At 72.3% G+C, this 16084-nt stretch carries 13 protein-coding genes and 1 rRNA gene; 1 reads left to right on the plus strand and 13 read right to left on the minus strand.

Annotation, left to right across the window (positions count from 1 at the left end; translation table 11 throughout):
- Positions 1-197: 197 nt before the first annotated feature.
- Positions 198-1713, minus strand: a 16S ribosomal RNA gene (locus C8E97_RS26495).
- Positions 1714-2225: 512 nt separating this feature from the next.
- Positions 2226-3500: a tyrosine--tRNA ligase gene (tyrS, locus tag C8E97_RS26500; RefSeq protein ID WP_121012451.1), complete on the minus strand. Its 1275-nt coding sequence runs from the start codon at positions 3498-3500 to the stop codon at positions 2226-2228.
- Positions 3501-3734: 234 nt separating this feature from the next.
- On the opposite strand from tyrS, the gene C8E97_RS26505 reads away from it, so the two are divergent.
- Complete coding sequence (locus C8E97_RS26505) at positions 3735-4259, plus strand: EF-hand domain-containing protein (protein WP_211347142.1); 525 nt, start codon at positions 3735-3737, stop codon at positions 4257-4259.
- Here C8E97_RS26505 and C8E97_RS26510 read toward each other — a convergent pair.
- From C8E97_RS26510 to pheT, 11 genes are all read right to left on the minus strand, one after another.
- Positions 4256-4897, minus strand: a complete 642-nt coding sequence (locus C8E97_RS26510) for a DNA-3-methyladenine glycosylase (protein WP_121008147.1) — start codon at positions 4895-4897, stop codon at positions 4256-4258. The genes C8E97_RS26505 and C8E97_RS26510 overlap by 4 nt on opposite strands.
- Entirely contained in the window at positions 4890-6233 is a 1344-nt protein-coding gene (gene argH / locus C8E97_RS26515; protein WP_246019424.1) for an argininosuccinate lyase, read from the minus strand. The genes C8E97_RS26510 and argH overlap by 8 nt, the downstream gene beginning before the upstream one ends.
- Positions 6234-6277: 44 nt before the next feature.
- On the minus strand, positions 6278-6658 hold the full coding sequence (locus C8E97_RS26520; RefSeq protein ID WP_121008149.1) for an adenine nucleotide alpha hydrolase family protein: 381 nt from the start codon (positions 6656-6658) through the stop codon (positions 6278-6280).
- Positions 6651-7157 carry an arginine repressor gene (locus C8E97_RS26525; protein WP_121008150.1) on the minus strand — a complete coding sequence of 169 codons (507 nt, stop codon included), beginning with the start codon at positions 7155-7157 and terminating at the stop codon, positions 6651-6653. The genes C8E97_RS26520 and C8E97_RS26525 overlap by 8 nt, the downstream gene beginning before the upstream one ends.
- Complete coding sequence (argF, locus tag C8E97_RS26530) at positions 7154-8101, minus strand: ornithine carbamoyltransferase (protein ID WP_121008151.1); 948 nt, start codon at positions 8099-8101, stop codon at positions 7154-7156. The genes C8E97_RS26525 and argF overlap by 4 nt, the downstream gene beginning before the upstream one ends.
- Positions 8101-9273 carry an acetylornithine transaminase gene (locus C8E97_RS26535; RefSeq protein WP_121008152.1) on the minus strand — a complete coding sequence of 391 codons (1173 nt, stop codon included), beginning with the start codon at positions 9271-9273 and terminating at the stop codon, positions 8101-8103. The genes argF and C8E97_RS26535 overlap by 1 nt, the downstream gene beginning before the upstream one ends.
- Positions 9270-10166 (minus strand): acetylglutamate kinase, encoded by an 897-nt coding sequence (argB, locus tag C8E97_RS26540; protein ID WP_121008153.1) that lies wholly within the window; start codon positions 10164-10166, stop codon positions 9270-9272. The genes C8E97_RS26535 and argB overlap by 4 nt, the downstream gene beginning before the upstream one ends.
- The gene (gene argJ / locus C8E97_RS26545) at positions 10163-11356 is read right to left on the minus strand and encodes a bifunctional glutamate N-acetyltransferase/amino-acid acetyltransferase ArgJ (RefSeq protein ID WP_121008154.1); all 1194 of its coding nucleotides are present in this window, start codon (positions 11354-11356) and stop codon (positions 10163-10165) included. Before argJ ends, argB begins: the two co-directional genes overlap by 4 nt.
- Positions 11353-12369, minus strand: a complete 1017-nt coding sequence (argC, locus tag C8E97_RS26550; RefSeq protein WP_121008155.1) for an N-acetyl-gamma-glutamyl-phosphate reductase — start codon at positions 12367-12369, stop codon at positions 11353-11355. Before argC ends, argJ begins: the two co-directional genes overlap by 4 nt.
- A gap of 428 nt (positions 12370-12797) precedes the next feature.
- Positions 12798-13277 carry a hypothetical protein gene (locus C8E97_RS26560; RefSeq protein WP_246019184.1) on the minus strand — a complete coding sequence of 160 codons (480 nt, stop codon included), beginning with the start codon at positions 13275-13277 and terminating at the stop codon, positions 12798-12800.
- Between the two features lie 328 nt (positions 13278-13605).
- Positions 13606-16083, minus strand: a complete 2478-nt coding sequence (gene pheT / locus C8E97_RS26565) for a phenylalanine--tRNA ligase subunit beta (RefSeq protein WP_121008158.1) — start codon at positions 16081-16083, stop codon at positions 13606-13608.
- Position 16084: the final 1 nt, after the last annotated feature.

The following is a 16084-nucleotide window of genomic DNA, read 5'->3' on the forward strand; positions in this document are numbered from 1 at the left end:
GGACCCAACAGCGTACCGAACAGAAACCATGAACCCTTCGAAGACCCTTCCACACCCTCACAGGCAGTACTAACTCTCCGAACAACCCACGCTCTGCACTAGCCAGCATCCACATCATCGAGCAACCACCGGCCGATCGTTCGCCGACCGCATGGTTCTCCGAGCACACCGAGATGCACCCGCAGAATGCTCCTTAGAAAGGAGGTGATCCAGCCGCACCTTCCGGTACGGCTACCTTGTTACGACTTCGTCCCAATCGCCAGTCCCACCTTCGACCGCTCCCCCCCATACGGGTTGGGCCACGGGCTTCGGGTGTTACCGACTTTCGTGACGTGACGGGCGGTGTGTACAAGGCCCGGGAACGTATTCACCGCAGCGTTGCTGATCTGCGATTACTAGCGACTCCGACTTCACGGGGTCGAGTTGCAGACCCCGATCCGAACTGAGACCGGCTTTCTGGGATTCGCTCCACCTCACGGCTTAGCAGCCCTCTGTACCGGCCATTGTAGCATGTGTGAAGCCCTGGACATAAGGGGCATGATGACTTGACGTCATCCCCACCTTCCTCCGAGTTGACCCCGGCAGTCTCCCATGAGTCCCCGCCATCACGCGCTGGCAACATGGAACGAGGGTTGCGCTCGTTGCGGGACTTAACCCAACATCTCACGACACGAGCTGACGACAGCCATGCACCACCTGTACACCAGTCCGAAGAGGCCCCCATCTCTGGAGGTTTCCGGTGCATGTCAAGCCCAGGTAAGGTTCTTCGCGTTGCATCGAATTAATCCACATGCTCCGCCGCTTGTGCGGGCCCCCGTCAATTCCTTTGAGTTTTAGCCTTGCGGCCGTACTCCCCAGGCGGGGTGCTTAATGCGTTAGCTGCGGCACGGAGGACGTGGAAGCCCCCCACACCTAGCACCCACCGTTTACGGCGTGGACTACCAGGGTATCTAATCCTGTTCGCTCCCCACGCTTTCGCTCCTCAGCGTCAGTATCGGCCCAGAGACCCGCCTTCGCCACCGGTGTTCCTCCTGATATCTGCGCATTTCACCGCTACACCAGGAATTCCAGTCTCCCCTGCCGAACTCAAGTCTGCCCGTATCGACCGCAGGCTCCACGTTAAGCGTGAAGTTTTCACGGCCGACGCAACAAACCGCCTACGAGCTCTTTACGCCCAATAATTCCGGACAACGCTCGCACCCTACGTATTACCGCGGCTGCTGGCACGTAGTTAGCCGGTGCTTCTTCTGCAGGTACCGTCACTCACGCTTCGTCCCTGCTGAAAGAGGTTTACAACCCGAAGGCCGTCATCCCTCACGCGGCGTCGCTGCATCAGGCTTTCGCCCATTGTGCAATATTCCCCACTGCTGCCTCCCGTAGGAGTCTGGGCCGTGTCTCAGTCCCAGTGTGGCCGGTCACCCTCTCAGGCCGGCTACCCGTCGTCGCCTTGGTAGGCCATCACCCCACCAACAAGCTGATAGGCCGCGGGTCCATCCCATACCGCCGGAACTTTCCACCCCCCACCATGCGATGGAAGGTCGTATCCGGTATTAGACCTAGTTTCCCAGGCTTATCCCGGAGTACAGGGCAGGTTACCCACGTGTTACTCACCCGTTCGCCGCTCGTGTACCCCGAAGGGCCTTACCGCTCGACTTGCATGTGTTAAGCACGCCGCCAGCGTTCGTCCTGAGCCAGGATCAAACTCTCCAATAAGGATTGTGTTGATCGCTCGAACAACACTGACACACGAACCGGAATATGGTCCGTGACATTGCCAGTTGTCCAGTCAATCTCAAAGGAAACCTCTTGACGAGGTTCATAAATTTACTGGCTATTCGGCACGCTGTTGAGTTCTCAAAGAACACGCGCTCATCGTCACTCACCGCTCACGCGGCTCGATCGGAGGCTTGTGCATTCACAAAGCTGGTTGTGGAAACTAGACGCCCTGGTCACATCGGCTGCCTAGCAGCCCGGACTGGGTCTTCCCGTTTCGCGGTCACCCACTCTACCACACTCGGTGGGAGCTTGGTTCGTGACCCGCCGCGCTCCGTTCCGGTTTTCCCGGCCCGTTCCGCGCTGACAGAGAGAAAGTTACACGTACCCGAACCGGAGGTCAAATCGGGGTCGCGACGCGGCCGCACGGACTGAAACCGCAGGTCAGCAGCCCGTGCAGCACTCGCCACCACGCTATCCGACCCGGTTCGCGCGCAACAGTGTGACCGCCATCACACCAGAACCCGCACGCCGGCCGTGTTCCGCTTGCCCCGGCGCACGACCAGCCACGACCCGTGCAGCAGGTCGTCCCTGGCCGGCACCCACTCCTCGTCGACGACCTTCGCGTTGTTCACGTACGCGCCGCCCTCCTTGACGGTGCGCCGCGCCGCGCCCTTGCTGTCCGCCAGCCCGGAGACCACCAGCAGGTCCACGATGGTCGGCGAGTCCGCCAGGCGCACCTCGCCGGTCGGGGCCTCGGCCATCGCGGCCTCCAGCGTCGACAGGTCCAGCTCCCGCAGCTCGCCGCGCCCGAACAGCGCCTGGCTGGCCGCGACCACCTGTCGCGTCTCGCGCTCGCCGTGCACCAGGTCGGTGAACTCCTGGGCGAGCTTCTTCTGCGCGGCCCGCAGGTGCGGCGCCTCGGCGGTCTGCCGCTCCAGCTCGGCGATCTCGTCCCGCGACAGGAACGTGAACAGCCGCAGGTACCGCAGCACGTCGGCGTCGCCCACGTTCACGAAGTACTGGTACCAGGCGTACGGCGAGGTCATCGCCGGGTCGAGCCAGACGTTGCCGCCGCCGGTGGACTTGCCGAACTTGCGCCCCTCGGCGTCGGTGACCAGCGGCGCGGTCAGGGCGTGCACGGACTTGCCGTCGACCTTCCGGACCAGGTCGACGCCGCCGACGATGTTGCCCCACTGGTCGGAGCCGCCGACCTGGAGCCGCGTGCCGTACTCGCGGTGCAGCCGGAGGTAGTCGTGCGACTGGAGCAGCAGGTAGCTGAACTCCGTGTACGACATGCCGTCGCCGTCGAGCCGCCGCTTCACGGTCTCGCGGGCGAGCATGACGTTGACGGAGAAGTGCTTGCCGATGTCGCGCAGGAACTCCAGGACGGACACGCCGGCCGTCCAGTCGAGGTTGTTGACCACGACGGCCCCGGTGGGCCCGTCGTCGAACTCCACGAACCGCTCCAGCTGGCCGCGGATGCGCCCTGCCCACTCGGCGACGGTGTCCAGCGGGTTCAGGGACCGCTCGGCGGTGTCGCGGGGGTCGCCGATCATGCCGGTCGCGCCGCCCGCCAGGACGATCGGCCGGTGCCCGGCGCGCTGGAAGCGGCGCAGCATGAGCAGCGGGACCAGGTTGCCGGCGTGGAGGCTGGGCGCGGTGGGGTCGAACCCGGCATAGAGGGTGAGCGGGCCCGCGTCGAGGTCCTTCCGCAGGGCGTCGAGGTCGGTGGACTGCGCGATCAGGCCGCGCCAGGACAGCTCGTCGAGGATGTGCTCACTCACGGGCCGCATTCTCCCCTACGGCCGGACCGGGGCGCCGTCGTGGCCGGTGGTCGGCGCGGTGCCGTCCACCGCCGCGGTCCCCGCGGGTGGCGCTCCCGCGGCCGAACGGCGCGCCCGGCACGGCGGGCCGGCCCCGCCGGCGCTACCGAGGGTCACCGTGAGATTCACTCGGGTGAGGAAAAATCGCCCCGGTGGCCAATTGTCGCGCGGCCTCGTGACCGCCAGGTTTGCCTGGTGGCCAGCGACTTGCAGAAGCGGAAGAGCGCCATCGTCTTCAGCGCGATGGACAGCAACGACGACGGGTGCCTGGAACGGGCGGACTTCGAGGCGCTCACCGACCGGTGGGTGGCCCTGCGCCGCGGCGACGGCGGGGAGGACCGGCTGCGCGAGCTGATGATGACCTGGTGGGACACGCTGCGCGCGGCGTCGGACGGCAACTCGGACGAGCGGGTCACGTTCGACGAGCTGCTGTCGGTGGTGGACAACCTGGGCACCATGCTGGACCTCGTGGTGGCGACCGCGGAGTCCATGTTCGAGGCGGTGGACGAGGACGGCGACGGCGAGATCTCCGCCGAGGAGTACGGCCGGATGATCCGCGCGTGGACGGGTCGGGAGACCCCCACCGACGCCGCCTTCGCCCGGCTGGACCTCAACGGCGACGGGCACGTCTCGAAGGGCGAGTTCGCCCGGCACTGGGTGGAGTTCTGGGCCGGTGACGACGAGGACGCGCCCGGCACGCACGTCTTCGGCGAGGTCTAGGCGGTCCCGCCGCCCGTGCCGCCGGGCGCGCCGTTGCGGGTGCGCCGGGTGCCCCGGCGGTAGGTGCTGACGGCGGGCGAGTCGACCCAGAACCGCCACGGCACGTCCACCGCCACGGCGACGCCGACGCGCGGCCCGGTGCGGACCTCCGTCACCGGGTCGCCGGCGAGCAGCCGCACGGACGCGTCGGGCGCCGTGAGGTCGATGCCGTTGTGCGCCCGGTCCAGGCCGAGGACGCTGGTCAGCCGGGCCGGGCCCTTCGCCAGCTCGGCCCGGCTGCGGGCGGTCGGGCGGCGCCGCCCGGCCAGTTCGACGCCGGTGACGACCTCGCCCGCCCGCAGCAGCACCGCGCCGGGCACGCCGTCGGTGAGGGACACCACGTTGGCGCAGAAGTGCATCCCGTACACGAAGTACACGTACAGCCGGCCGGCCGGGCCGAACATGACGTCGTTGCGCGGGGTGCGCCCCCGGTAGCAGTGCGACGCCGGGTCGTCGCCGCCCCGGTACGCCTCGACCTCCACGATCCGCACGCCGACCACGCCCTCGGGCGTGGTGCTCTCGATGACGGAGCCGAGCAGGAGCCGCGCGGCGTCCACGGGGTCGACCGCCAGCTCCCCCTCGGTGAGCTGTCTAGCCACGGCGGGCCAGGTGCGCCTTGTCGCGCAGCCGCTTGAGCTGCTCGGCCACCCTGGCGGGCGCGGTGCCGCCGTGCGCGTCGCGGGACGCGATCGAGCCCGCGACGGTCAGCACGTCGCGCACACCCGGCGTGAGGTGCGGCGAGACCTCGGCGAACTCGGCGTCGGTCAGCTCGTCGAGCCCGACGCCGCGCGCCTCGGCCGCGCGGACGCACCCGCCGGCGGCCTCGTGCGCGACGCGGAACGGGACGCCCTGCCGCACCAGCCACTCGGCGATGTCGGTGGCGAGGGTGAACCCGGCGGGCGCGACCTCGGCCATGCGGGCGGTGTCGAACCGCATGGTGGCGATCATCCCGGCCAGGGCGGGCAGCAGGAGCTCCAGCTGCTCGACGGAGTCGAACAGCGGCTCCTTGTCCTCCTGGAGGTCGCGGTTGTAGGCGAGGGGCTGGGCCTTGAGCGTGGCCAGCAGCCCGGTGAGGTTGCCGATGAGGCGGCCGGACTTGCCGCGGGTCAGCTCGGCGACGTCCGGGTTCTTCTTCTGCGGCATGATCGAGCTGCCGGTGGCCCACGCGTCGTCGAGCACGGCGAAGCGGAACTCGGCGGTGGTCCAGATGATCACCTCTTCGGCGATCCGGGACAGGTCGACGCCGATCATCGCGAGCACGAACGCGATCTCCGCGGCGAAGTCCCGCGAGGCCGTGCCGTCGATGGAGTTCTCGGCGGGCGCGTCGAAGCCCAGCTCCACGGCCACGGCGGTCGGGTCGAGGCCGAGGGACGAGCCGGCGAGCGCGCCCGAGCCGTACGGTGACACGGCGGCCCGCTTGTCCCAGTCGCGCAGGCGGGCGACGTCGCGCAGCAGCGCCTGGCCGTGCGCCAGGAGGTGGTGGGCGAGCAGCACGGGCTGCGCGGACTGGAGGTGGGTGCGGCCGGGCATGACGGCGTCGGGGTGCGCCTCGGCCTGGTCGGCGAGGGCGTCCACGACGTCCAGGACGCCCTCGGACACGCGGCGGGCGGCGTCGCGCAGCCACATCCGGAACAGGGTGGCGACCTGGTCGTTGCGGGACCGGCCGGCGCGCAGCTTGCCGCCCAGCTCGGGTCCGGCGCGGTCGATCAGGCCGCGTTCGAGGGCGGTGTGGACGTCCTCGTCGGCGAGCACGGGCGTGAACGCGCCGGAGGCCACGTCGGCCTCCAGGGCGTCCAGCGCCGCGAGCATCCGGTCCAGCTCGTCCCCGGTCAGCAGGCCCGCGCGGTGCAGCACGCGGGCGTGCGCGCGGGAGCCCCTGATGTCGTAGGGGGCGAGTCGCCAGTCGAAGTGCGTCGACGCGGACAGCAGTGCCATCGCGTCGGCCGGTCCACTGGCGAACCGCCCGCCCCACAGTGCGCTCACTTGTTCAGGTCCCTCTTCGCGGCGATCTTGCTCGGCAGGCCCCACGACCGGACGAAGCCCTCGGCGAGCGGCTGGTCGGAGGTGTCGCGCTCGTCGTGGGTGGCGAGTCCGCGGCCGTGCCGCGACCCCTCGCCGCGCCGACCGGTGACGACCGCGCGACCGCCGTGCAGGACGAGCCGCACCTCGCCCGGCGCGTGCCGCCGGGTCGTCCCGGTGAAGCCGCCCAGAGCGTACTTCAGCGGTGCGGGCGGCGGTCCGCCGTGCACCGGTTCGCCCCGGTCGGCGGCCGCCGCGACGACGGCGGCCCCGGTCCCCTCGGCGTTCCGGCCGGTCGCGGCGGGGGTGTCCGGCCCGCCGGGCACGACCCGGTCACGCATCGGTCCCCCCCGGCGGCGGCTGGTCGGGTCCGGCGGCGAGCGCGGTCAGGCGCGCCGCCAGTCCCGCCCCGGTGAGCGGCTCCCGCGCGACGACGACGATGGTGTCGTCGCCGGCGATGGTGCCGACGACCTCGTCGAGCGCGGAGCGGTCGAGGGCGCTGGCCAGGAACTGCGCCGCGCCGGGCGGGGTGCGCAGCACCGCCAGGTTGCCCGACCAGTCGGCGGAGACCAGCAGTTCGCCGAGGACGCGGGCGAGGCGGGAGGTGCCGCCCTGGACGCCGCGCACGGGGCTGCCGTCCTCGGGGATGACGTAGACCGGCGCGCCGCCGTCGGCCCCGCGCAGCTTCACCGCGCCGAGCTCGTCCAGGTCGCGGGACAGGGTGGCCTGGGTGACCTCGATGCCCTCCGCCGCGAGCGTCTTCGCCAGCTCGGACTGGCTGCGGATGGCCCGCCTGCTGATCAGCTCGACGATGCGGGCCTGGCGGGCGGTGCGCGTCACGGCGCGGCTCCCGGCGGGACGCGCGAGTGCTCCAGCAGCCACACGAGGACCGCCTTCTGGGCGTGCAGGCGGTTCTCGGCCTCGTCCCACACGGCGCTGTCCGGCCCGTCGAGCACCTCGTCGGTGATCTCCCAGCCGCGGTGCGCGGGCAGGCAGTGCAGCACGGTGGTCTCGACGCCGGTGGCGGCGACGAGCGCGGCGTTGAGCTGGTAGGGCCGGAACGGGCCGACGCGGTCGCGGCCGTCGTTCTCCTGGCCCATCGACGTCCAGGTGTCGGTGACCAGCACGTCGGCCCCGTCGACGGCCGCGCGCGGGTCGGTGATCACCTCGACGGAGCCGCCGGTCTCGACGGCGCGCTTGCGGGCGTCGTCGAGGACCCACTCGGCGGGCCGGAAGTGCTCGGGCGCGGCGACGCGGACGTGCATCCCGGCCGTCGTGCCGCCGAGCAGGAGCGAGTTGGCCATGTTGTTCGCGCCGTCGCCGAGGTAGGTGACGGTGAGGCCGGCGAGCCTGCCGCGCGCGCGGCGGATGGTCTGGAGGTCGGCCAGCACCTGGCACGGGTGGAACTCGTCGGTCAGCGCGTTGATCACGGGGACGCGGGACACCGACGCCATCGCGTCGATGCGCTTCTGCGCGAACGTCCGCCACACCACCGCGTCGACGTAGCCGGACAGGATGCGCGAGGTGTCCTCGATGGTCTCCTCGCGGCCCAGCTGCATGGAGCGGCCGTCGACGATCACCGGGTTGCCGCCGAGCTGCGCGATGCCGACCTCGAACGACAGGCGGGTGCGGGTCGAGTTCTTTTCGAAGATCACCGCCACGGACTTGGGCCCGGCCAGCGGTTTGGCGCCGAGCCGGTCGGCCTTGAACGCGTCCGCGAGGTCGAGGACCTCGGCCTGCTCGGCCGGGTCCAGGTCGTCGTCGCGCAGGAAGTGGCGCACCATCAGGACTCCTCGGCCGACAGGAACGACGGCAGGTCGGCCACCAGGCGGTGGGCGTCGGCTTCGGCCAGGATCAGCGGCGGCGCGAGCCGCAGCACGTCGGGCTGGATGGGGTTGACCAGGTAGCCGGCCCGCTGCGCCGCCGCCGCGGCCTTCGCCGAGACCGCCTCGCGCAGCGTGACGCCGAGCAGCAGGCCGGCGCCCCGCACCCCGGAGACCAGCGGGTGGTCCAGCGCCTCGATGCCGGCCGCGATCTCCTTGCCCACCGCGGCGGCGTGCTCCAGCAGGCCGTCGGCGGCGATCGTGTCGAGCACGGCCAGCGCCGCGGCGCAGCTGACGGGGTTGCCGCCGAAGGTCGTGCCGTGGTGGCCGGGCTCGAACAGGTCCTTGGCCGCGCCGAACGCGACGCACGCGCCCAGCGGCAGGCCGCCGCCCAGGCCCTTGGCCAGCGTCATCACGTCCGGCACGACGCCGAACCGCTGGAACGCGAACCACGCGCCGAGCCGGCCGACGCCGGTCTGCACCTCGTCGAGCACGAGCAGCGCGCCGTGCCGGGCGGTGATCGCGCGGGCCGCCTGGAGGTAGCCCTCGGGCGGCACCACGACGCCCTGCTCGCCCTGGACGGGCTCCACGAAGAACGCGGCGGTGTCGTCGTCGATCGCGGCCTCCAGCGCGGCCACGTCGCCGTACGGGACGTGCGTGACGCCGGGCACCAGCGGCTCGAACGGGGTGCGCTTGCCCGGCTGCCCGGTCAGCGCCAGCGCGCCCATCGTGCGGCCGTGGAAGCCGCCCTCGGTGGCGACGACCTTCGTGCGGCCGGTGCGGCGGCTGAGCTTGAACGCGGCCTCGTTGGCCTCCGCGCCGGAGTTGCAGAACAGCACCCGGCCCCCGCCGTCCGCGCCGGCCAGGTCGAGCAGCCGCTCGGCGAGCCGGAGCGCGGGCTCGTTGATGTAGAGGTTGGAGGTGTGGGCGATCGTCTTGATCTGGGCGGTGACCGCGGCGACGACCGCCGGGTGCGCGTGGCCCAGCGCGTTGACCGCGATGCCGGTCAGCAGGTCGAGGTAGCGGTTGCCCTCGGTGTCCCAGACGTAGGCGCCCTCGCCGCGGGCCAGGGTCAGGCCGGGCGTGCCGTAGTTGTTCATCATCGCGGCCTGCCACCGCTGCTGGTCGCTCACTGCTTCTCCCCCGTTCGGTCACCGCTGGTCACCATCGTCCCGACGCCCTCGGAGGTGAAGACCTCCAGGAGCACCGAGTGCGCGAGCCTGCCGTCGATGACGTGCGCCTCGGGCACGCCGCCGCGCACGGCGCGCAGGCACGCCTCCATCTTCGGCACCATGCCGCTGTCCAGGTCCGGGAGCATCCGCTCCAGCCGGTCGGCGTCGACCCGGTGCAGCAGCGAGCCGCGGTCCGGCCAGTCCGCGTACAGGCCCTCCACGTCGGTGAGGACCACGAGCTTCGCGGCGCGCAGCGCCACCGCGACCGCGCCGGCTGCCGTGTCGGCGTTGACGTTGTGCACCACGCCGTCGGCGTCCGGCGCGACCGTGGAGACGACCGGGATGCGGCCCGCCGCGACGATGTCGAGCACCGCGTCGGGGTTCACCTCCACGATGTCGCCCACCAGGCCGATGTCCACCGGCTCGCCGTCCACCAGGGCCGGTCGGCGGGCGGCGGTCAGCAGGTGGGCGTCCTCGCCGGACAGGCCGACCGCGAGCGGGCCGTGCTCGTTGATCAGGCCGACGAGCTCGCGCTGCACCTGGCCGACGAGCACCATGCGGACCACGTCCATCGCCTCGGGCGTGGTGACCCGCAGGCCGCCGCGGAACTCGCTCTCGATGCCGAGCCTGGCCAGCATCGCCGCGATCTGCGGCCCGCCGCCGTGCACGACGACGGGGTGCAGGCCGGCGAGCTTGAGGAACACCATGTCCTGCGCGAACGCGCGCTTGAGCCCGTCGTCCACCATCGCGTTGCCGCCGTACTTGACGACCACGGTCGCGCCCCGGAAGCGCTGGAGCCACGGCAGCGCCTCGATCAGGACCTCGGCCTTCGCCTGTGCCGTCCGGTCGGTCATGAGCTGTAGGCGCTGTTCTCTTCGACGTAGCCGTGCGACAGGTCGGTGGTGAGCACGGTCGCGGCACCGTCGCCGACGTTCAGGTCGATCACGATGGCGATGTCGCGGCCGGACAGGTCGGCCTCGCCCCGGTCGGCGGCCTTGTGGCCGTCGGCGAACAGGGTGACGCCGTTGATCGTGATGCCGAGCTTGTGCTGGTCGACGGTGGCGCGCGAGCGGCCGACGGCCATCGCGACGCGGCCCCAGTTCGGGTCGGAGCCGAACAGGGCGGTCTTGACCAGGTTGTCCTCGGCGACGGTCCGGGCGACCGTGAGCGCGTCGGCCTCGGACGCCGCGCCGTTGACCGTGACGCTGATCTCCTTGGTGACGCCCTCGGCGTCGCCCTGGAGCTGCTTGACCAGGTCGGCGGCCACGGCGGTGAGCAGCCGGGCGAAGTCGCCCGCGTCGGGCGCGACGCCGGACGCGCCGGAGGCCAGCAGCAGCACGGTGTCGTTGGTGGAGGTGCCGCCGTCGACGTCGAGCCGGTCGTAGGTGCGCGCGGTGGTGGCGCGCAGGGCCGCGTCGAGCGCGTCGCCGTCGAGGGCGGCGTCGGTGGTGAGGACGCTGAGCATGGTGGCCATGTTGGGCGCGAGCATCCCGGCGCCCTTGACGAACCCGCCGACCGACCAGCCGTCGGGGTGCGCCGCCCAGCACTGCTTGGGGCGGGTGTCGGTGGTCATCACGGCGGTGGCGGCGGCCAGGCCGGCCGCGTCGCCGTCGGCGAGCCGCCCCGCGGCCAGCTCGACGCCCGCCGTCAGCCGGTCCATCGGGAGGCGTTCGCCGATCAGGCCGGTGGAGCAGACGGCGACCTCGATCGCGCCGACGCCCAGCACCTCGGCGACCTTCTCGGCGGTGGCGTGGGTGTCCTGGAAGCCCTCGGGCCCGGTGCAGGCGTTCGCGCCGCCGGAGTTGAGCACCACGGCGGCGAGCCTGCGCTCCCGGAGCACCTGCTGCGACCACAGCACGGGCGCGGCCTTCACCTGGTTGGTGGTGAACACGCCCGCGGCGGCCCGGCCCGGCCCCTCGTTGACGACCAGCGCGAGGTCCAGGCCGCCGGACTCCTTGATGCCGGCGGCGACGCCCGCCGCCTTGAAGCCCTTCGGTCCGGTGACGCCGCGGTCGCGGGTCGGTGCGGTGGCGGGTGTGGTCACGGTGCGACTCCAACGGTGGACAGGCCGGTGGTCTCCGGCAGGCCGAGGGCGAGGTTCATACACTGCACCGCGGCGCCCGCGGTGCCCTTCGCCAGGTTGTCCACCGCCGCCACGACCACCAGGCGGTTCAGGTCGTGGTCGACGGTGACCTGGAGCAGCACCGCGTTCGAGCCGAGCACCGCGCCCGTGGTCGGCCAGTGGCCTTCCGGCAGCAGGTGCACGAACGGCTCGTCGGCGTACGCCTCCTCGTAGGCGGCGCGGACGTCGCCCGCGTCGGCCTTGAGCGTCGCCGAGCAGGTGGCGAGGATGCCGCGCGGCAGCGGCGCGAGGACCGGCGTGAACGACACCCCGACCGGCTCGCCGGCGACCGCGGACAGGTTCTGCGCGATCTCGGGGGTGTGCCGGTGCGCGCCGCCGACGCCGTACGCGCTCAGCGAGCCCATCACCTCCGAGCCGAGCAGGTTCGGCTTGGGCGCCTTGCCCGCGCCCGACGTGCCGGACACGGCGACGACGGTGACCTCGGGCTCGACCAAGCCCATCGCGGGCGCGAGCGCGAGGGAGGACACGGTCGGGTAGCAGCCGGGCACGGCGACCCGCCGGGTGGTCCGCAGGGCGTCGCGGTGACCCGGCAGCTCGGGCAGGCCGTAGGGCCAGCTGCCCGCGTGCTCGCCGCCGTACCAGCGCTCCCAGGAGCGGGCGTCGGTGAGCCGGTGGTCCGCGCCGCAGTCGACGACCAGGGTGTCCTCGCCGAGCCGGGCGGCGAGCGCGGCCGAGTGGCCGTGCGGCAGGGCGAGGAAGACGACGTCGTGGCCGGCGAGGTGCTCGGCCGTGGTCTCGACCAGGGTGCGGTCGGCGAGGGGCAGCAGGTGGGGTTGGTGGGCGAGCAGCGGCGCGCCCGCGTTCCCGCCCGCCGTCAACGCCCCGATCTCCACGTCCGGGTGGCCGAGCAGGAGGCGCAACAGCTCACCCCCGGCATAGCCACTGGCACCCGCGACCGCGATCCGCACCGTCATGTGGATGATTATGCACTGTCGCGCAAAACTACTCAATCCCGTTTTCGCGGGTGGCGGGCCCGGCGGCCCGGCCCGACCTCCGGCGCGGCCCTCCGGCCGCGTGAGCGACCCTCGGGTCCGCATCCTCCGGCACCGTCACCCGTTCGGGCACATCGGGGTTCCGCAGAGTGCTCCAGCTCACTGTGTTCGATGGCCGCGACTCCGTCGCGGCGGCTCGGCCGCCTGTTGGTCGGCCCATCCCGCCTGATTTCCCGCCGATCGAAAAGCGTGATCGGCGGGAAATCAGGCGGGACAGGCCGACGCGGCCTCGCTGCGCGGGTGCGGGAGACCCCGTGATACCACCGTCGCATAGCACTTCATGCCGCTACCGCCCCCGCACCGCGAGGCCGCGTCGGCAGGTCGTGCCGCCGAGGCGAAGCCGAGGCCGATCAAACAGCCCTGGCGGCGCGGCCCGAGTAGGTCAGCGGGAACACCGAGTCCTGGCACGCGTCGGGCACGTCGTGCGCGATCTGCACGACCATCTCCACCTCGACCGCGCCGGACGGCGGGATCGTGACCGGTTCCGCCATCGGCACCACGGTCAGCACGCCCGCCGGGCAGCCCGGCACCCGGTTGTGCGCCGCGTCCAGCGGCTGGCCGGGCACGGCCTGGAGCGTCAGCACCACGATGTCGACGCTGTTCGGGTTGGACAGCCGGACCAGCCGGGAACCCTCGCTGCCGGGCGCCAGCTCCACCGGCCCGCCGGAGACGTCGTCGATCCCGAACGGCTGGAGGTCGGCGACGCCCGCCTCCCCGTTGCTCACCGCGTACGCCATCGCGGGCAGCTCGGGCTCGGGCCAGGTCAGGTGCATGGCGGCCACCACGGCGGCCCCGACGCCCAGGATGGTCATGGCGACGGCGACTTCCATCCGTGGTCCCAAGCTACGCATGAGGCAACCTCACTACGATTGCTGCATCAGGCGGTGGGTTCGCCGCTAGCTCCCCGTCGGACCGGCGACCAGACTCGCCCGGCGGTTCATCGCTTCGCCCCTCGGCCCAGCGGGCCGCGAAGCCAATCTTGGAGAACGTTCAACCTCGGCGCAAGAACCAAGCAGGCCCGGAAAGACAGGTACAAAGACCCCTTGACAGGTCACGGTGAGTGCCCTGAACTGCGCGTTCTCCTCGTGTCGGCCACCGAGTGGTTCACCCGGCCGGACGAGTTCCGGGCCCGCACCAGTGCGGACCCGGAACTGTGCGTCAGCTTCTCAGCGCCGCGCCGAACCGCTCGGCCGCCTCGGCGACGGCGGCGTCGCGGGCCGCGGCGGCCTCCTCGACGGTCAGCGTCCGGTCGGGCGCGCGGAACCGCAGCGCGTACGCGAGCGACCGCTTGCCCGGACCGACCTGGTCGCCGGCGTACACGTCGAACAGCCGCAGGTCCTCCAGCAGCGCGCCGCCGCCGGCGCGGAGCGCGCGCGCCACCTGCTCGGCGGGCACGTCCGCGTCGACCACCACGGCCACGTCCAGCAGCACCGGCGGGTACGCCGAGATGACCGGCGCGGGCCGGTGGTCCTCCAGCGGCAGGGCGTCCAGGTCCAGCTCGAACGCCACCGCGCGCGGCGGCAGGCCCAGCGCCTCCACGACCTTCGGGTGCAGCTCGCCCGCGTGGCCCACCGGCCAGTCGCCGACCCGCAGCTCGGCGCACCGGCCGGGGTGCCACGGCGCGAGCGAGGACGCCCGCGCGGACAGCTCCACGCCGTACGCCTGGCCGACCAGCCGCGCGGCCTGCACCGCGTCCGCCCAGTCCGCCGCGCGGCCCTTGCCCCACCAGCCCGCCTGCTCCCGCAGGCCGCTCAGCACGCCCGCCACGTGCAGGGGCTGCCGCGGCGACGCCGCCAGCAGCGCCGCCACCTGCTCGTCGGACGGCCGCGCGCCCACGCCCACCGCGGGCACCGGCACGGGCTCCGCGCGCGGCAGCGTCACCTGCGCCACCGCGTACAGGGCGACGTCCTTCGCGCCGCGCGCCAGGTTGCGCTGCAACGTGTCCAGCAGCACCGGCACCAGCGTGGTCGCCAGCGCGTGCTTGTCCGCCTCCAGCGGGTTGAGCACGCTCAGCGTGCGCCGCCGCACGTCGTCCGCGGGCAGCCCCAGCGCGTCGAACACGGCGGGCGACAGGAACGGGAACGGCTTGACCTCGACGAAACCGTGCTCGGCCAGGGCGCGCGACACGGTCCGCACCCGCCGCTGCCGCTCGGTCAGGCCGCGCCCGGCGGGCGCGGGCGGCAGCGTGGACGGGATCGTGTCGTAGCCCTCCAGCCGCAGCACCTCCTCCACCAGGTCGGCGGGCTGCGTCAGGTCGGCACGCCACGTCGGCGGCACGGCGGTGACCATCGTCGCGCCGTCGTCGCCCGTGGTGACCTCCACGTGGCAGCCGATCTGGCCGAGCCGCCGGGCCGTGACGCCGCGCGCGTACCGCACGCCGGCCACCCGGTCGGGCAGGTCGATCGGCATCGTCACCGGCGCGGGCGACGCGGGCGCGCCCACGTCGGTGCGGCCGGGCTGGATCGAGCCCTCGCCGAACAGGTGCAGCAGCCGGGCCGCGCGCTCCAGCGCGACCGGCGCCAGCGCCGGGTCGACGGTGCGCTCGAACCGCTTCGCCGCCTCCGAGGGCAGCTTGTGCCGCCGCACGGTCCGCGCGATGGACCTCGGCTCCCAGTTCGCGGCCTCCAGCAGGATGTCCGTGCTGGTGTCGCGGACCTCGGTGGACGCGCCGCCCATCACGCCGGCCAGCGACACCACGCCGCTGTCGTCGGCGATCACGATGTCGTCGGGGTCCAGCGCCCGCACCGCCTCGTCCAGCGTGGTCAGCTTCTCGCCCGCGACGGCCCGCCGCACCACCAGGCCGCCCCGGACGGCGGACGCGTCGAACGCGTGCAGCGGCTGGCCCAGCTCCAGCATCACGTAGTTGGTGACGTCGACCGGCAGCGAGATGGACCGGATGCCCGCGAGCATCAGCCGCCGCCGCATCCACCACGGGGTGGGCGCGGTCGGGTCGACACCGGTCACCCGGCGCGCCACGAACCGCGAGCAGGCCACCGGGTCCTCGACGCGCACCGGCAGCACGTCGCCCTCGCCCTCGGGCACCTCGGCCAGGCCGGGGTCGCCGAACGGCACGTCGAACGCGCACGCGATCTCCCGCGCCAGGCCGCGCACGGAGAACGCGTAGCCGCGGTCCGGGGTGGGCGCGACCTCGATCACCGTGTCGCCCAGGCCCAGCACCTCCGCCGCGTCGTCGCCGGGCTGCGCGGTGCCGCTGGGCAGCACCAGGATGCCCGCGTGGTCGTCGCCCAGGCCCAGCTCGCGGGCCGAGCAGATCATGCCCTGGCTGACGCGGCCGTAGGTCTTGCGCTCGGCGATGGCGAAGTCGCCGGGCAGCACCGCTCCGGGCAGCGCCACCACGACCGTGTCACCCTCGACGAAGTTCGTCGCGCCGCAGATGATGCCGTTGACCTGGTCGGGACCGACCTCGACCCGGCAGTGCCGGATGGGCTTCTTGAACTCGGTCAGCTCCTCGATCTCCACCACGCGGCCCGCCACGAGCGGCCCGGTGACGGGGCCGAGCCGGTGGACGTCCTCCACCTCGACGCCGATCCGCACGAACGCCTCGGCGATCTGCTCGGGCGTCGGCGGCTCCGGGAACTCCAGGTGCTCGACCAGCCAGGTAACCGGGATACGCACC

Source organism: Saccharothrix australiensis (genome assembly GCF_003634935.1).
Classification (GTDB): domain Bacteria; phylum Actinomycetota; class Actinomycetes; order Mycobacteriales; family Pseudonocardiaceae; genus Actinosynnema; species Actinosynnema australiense.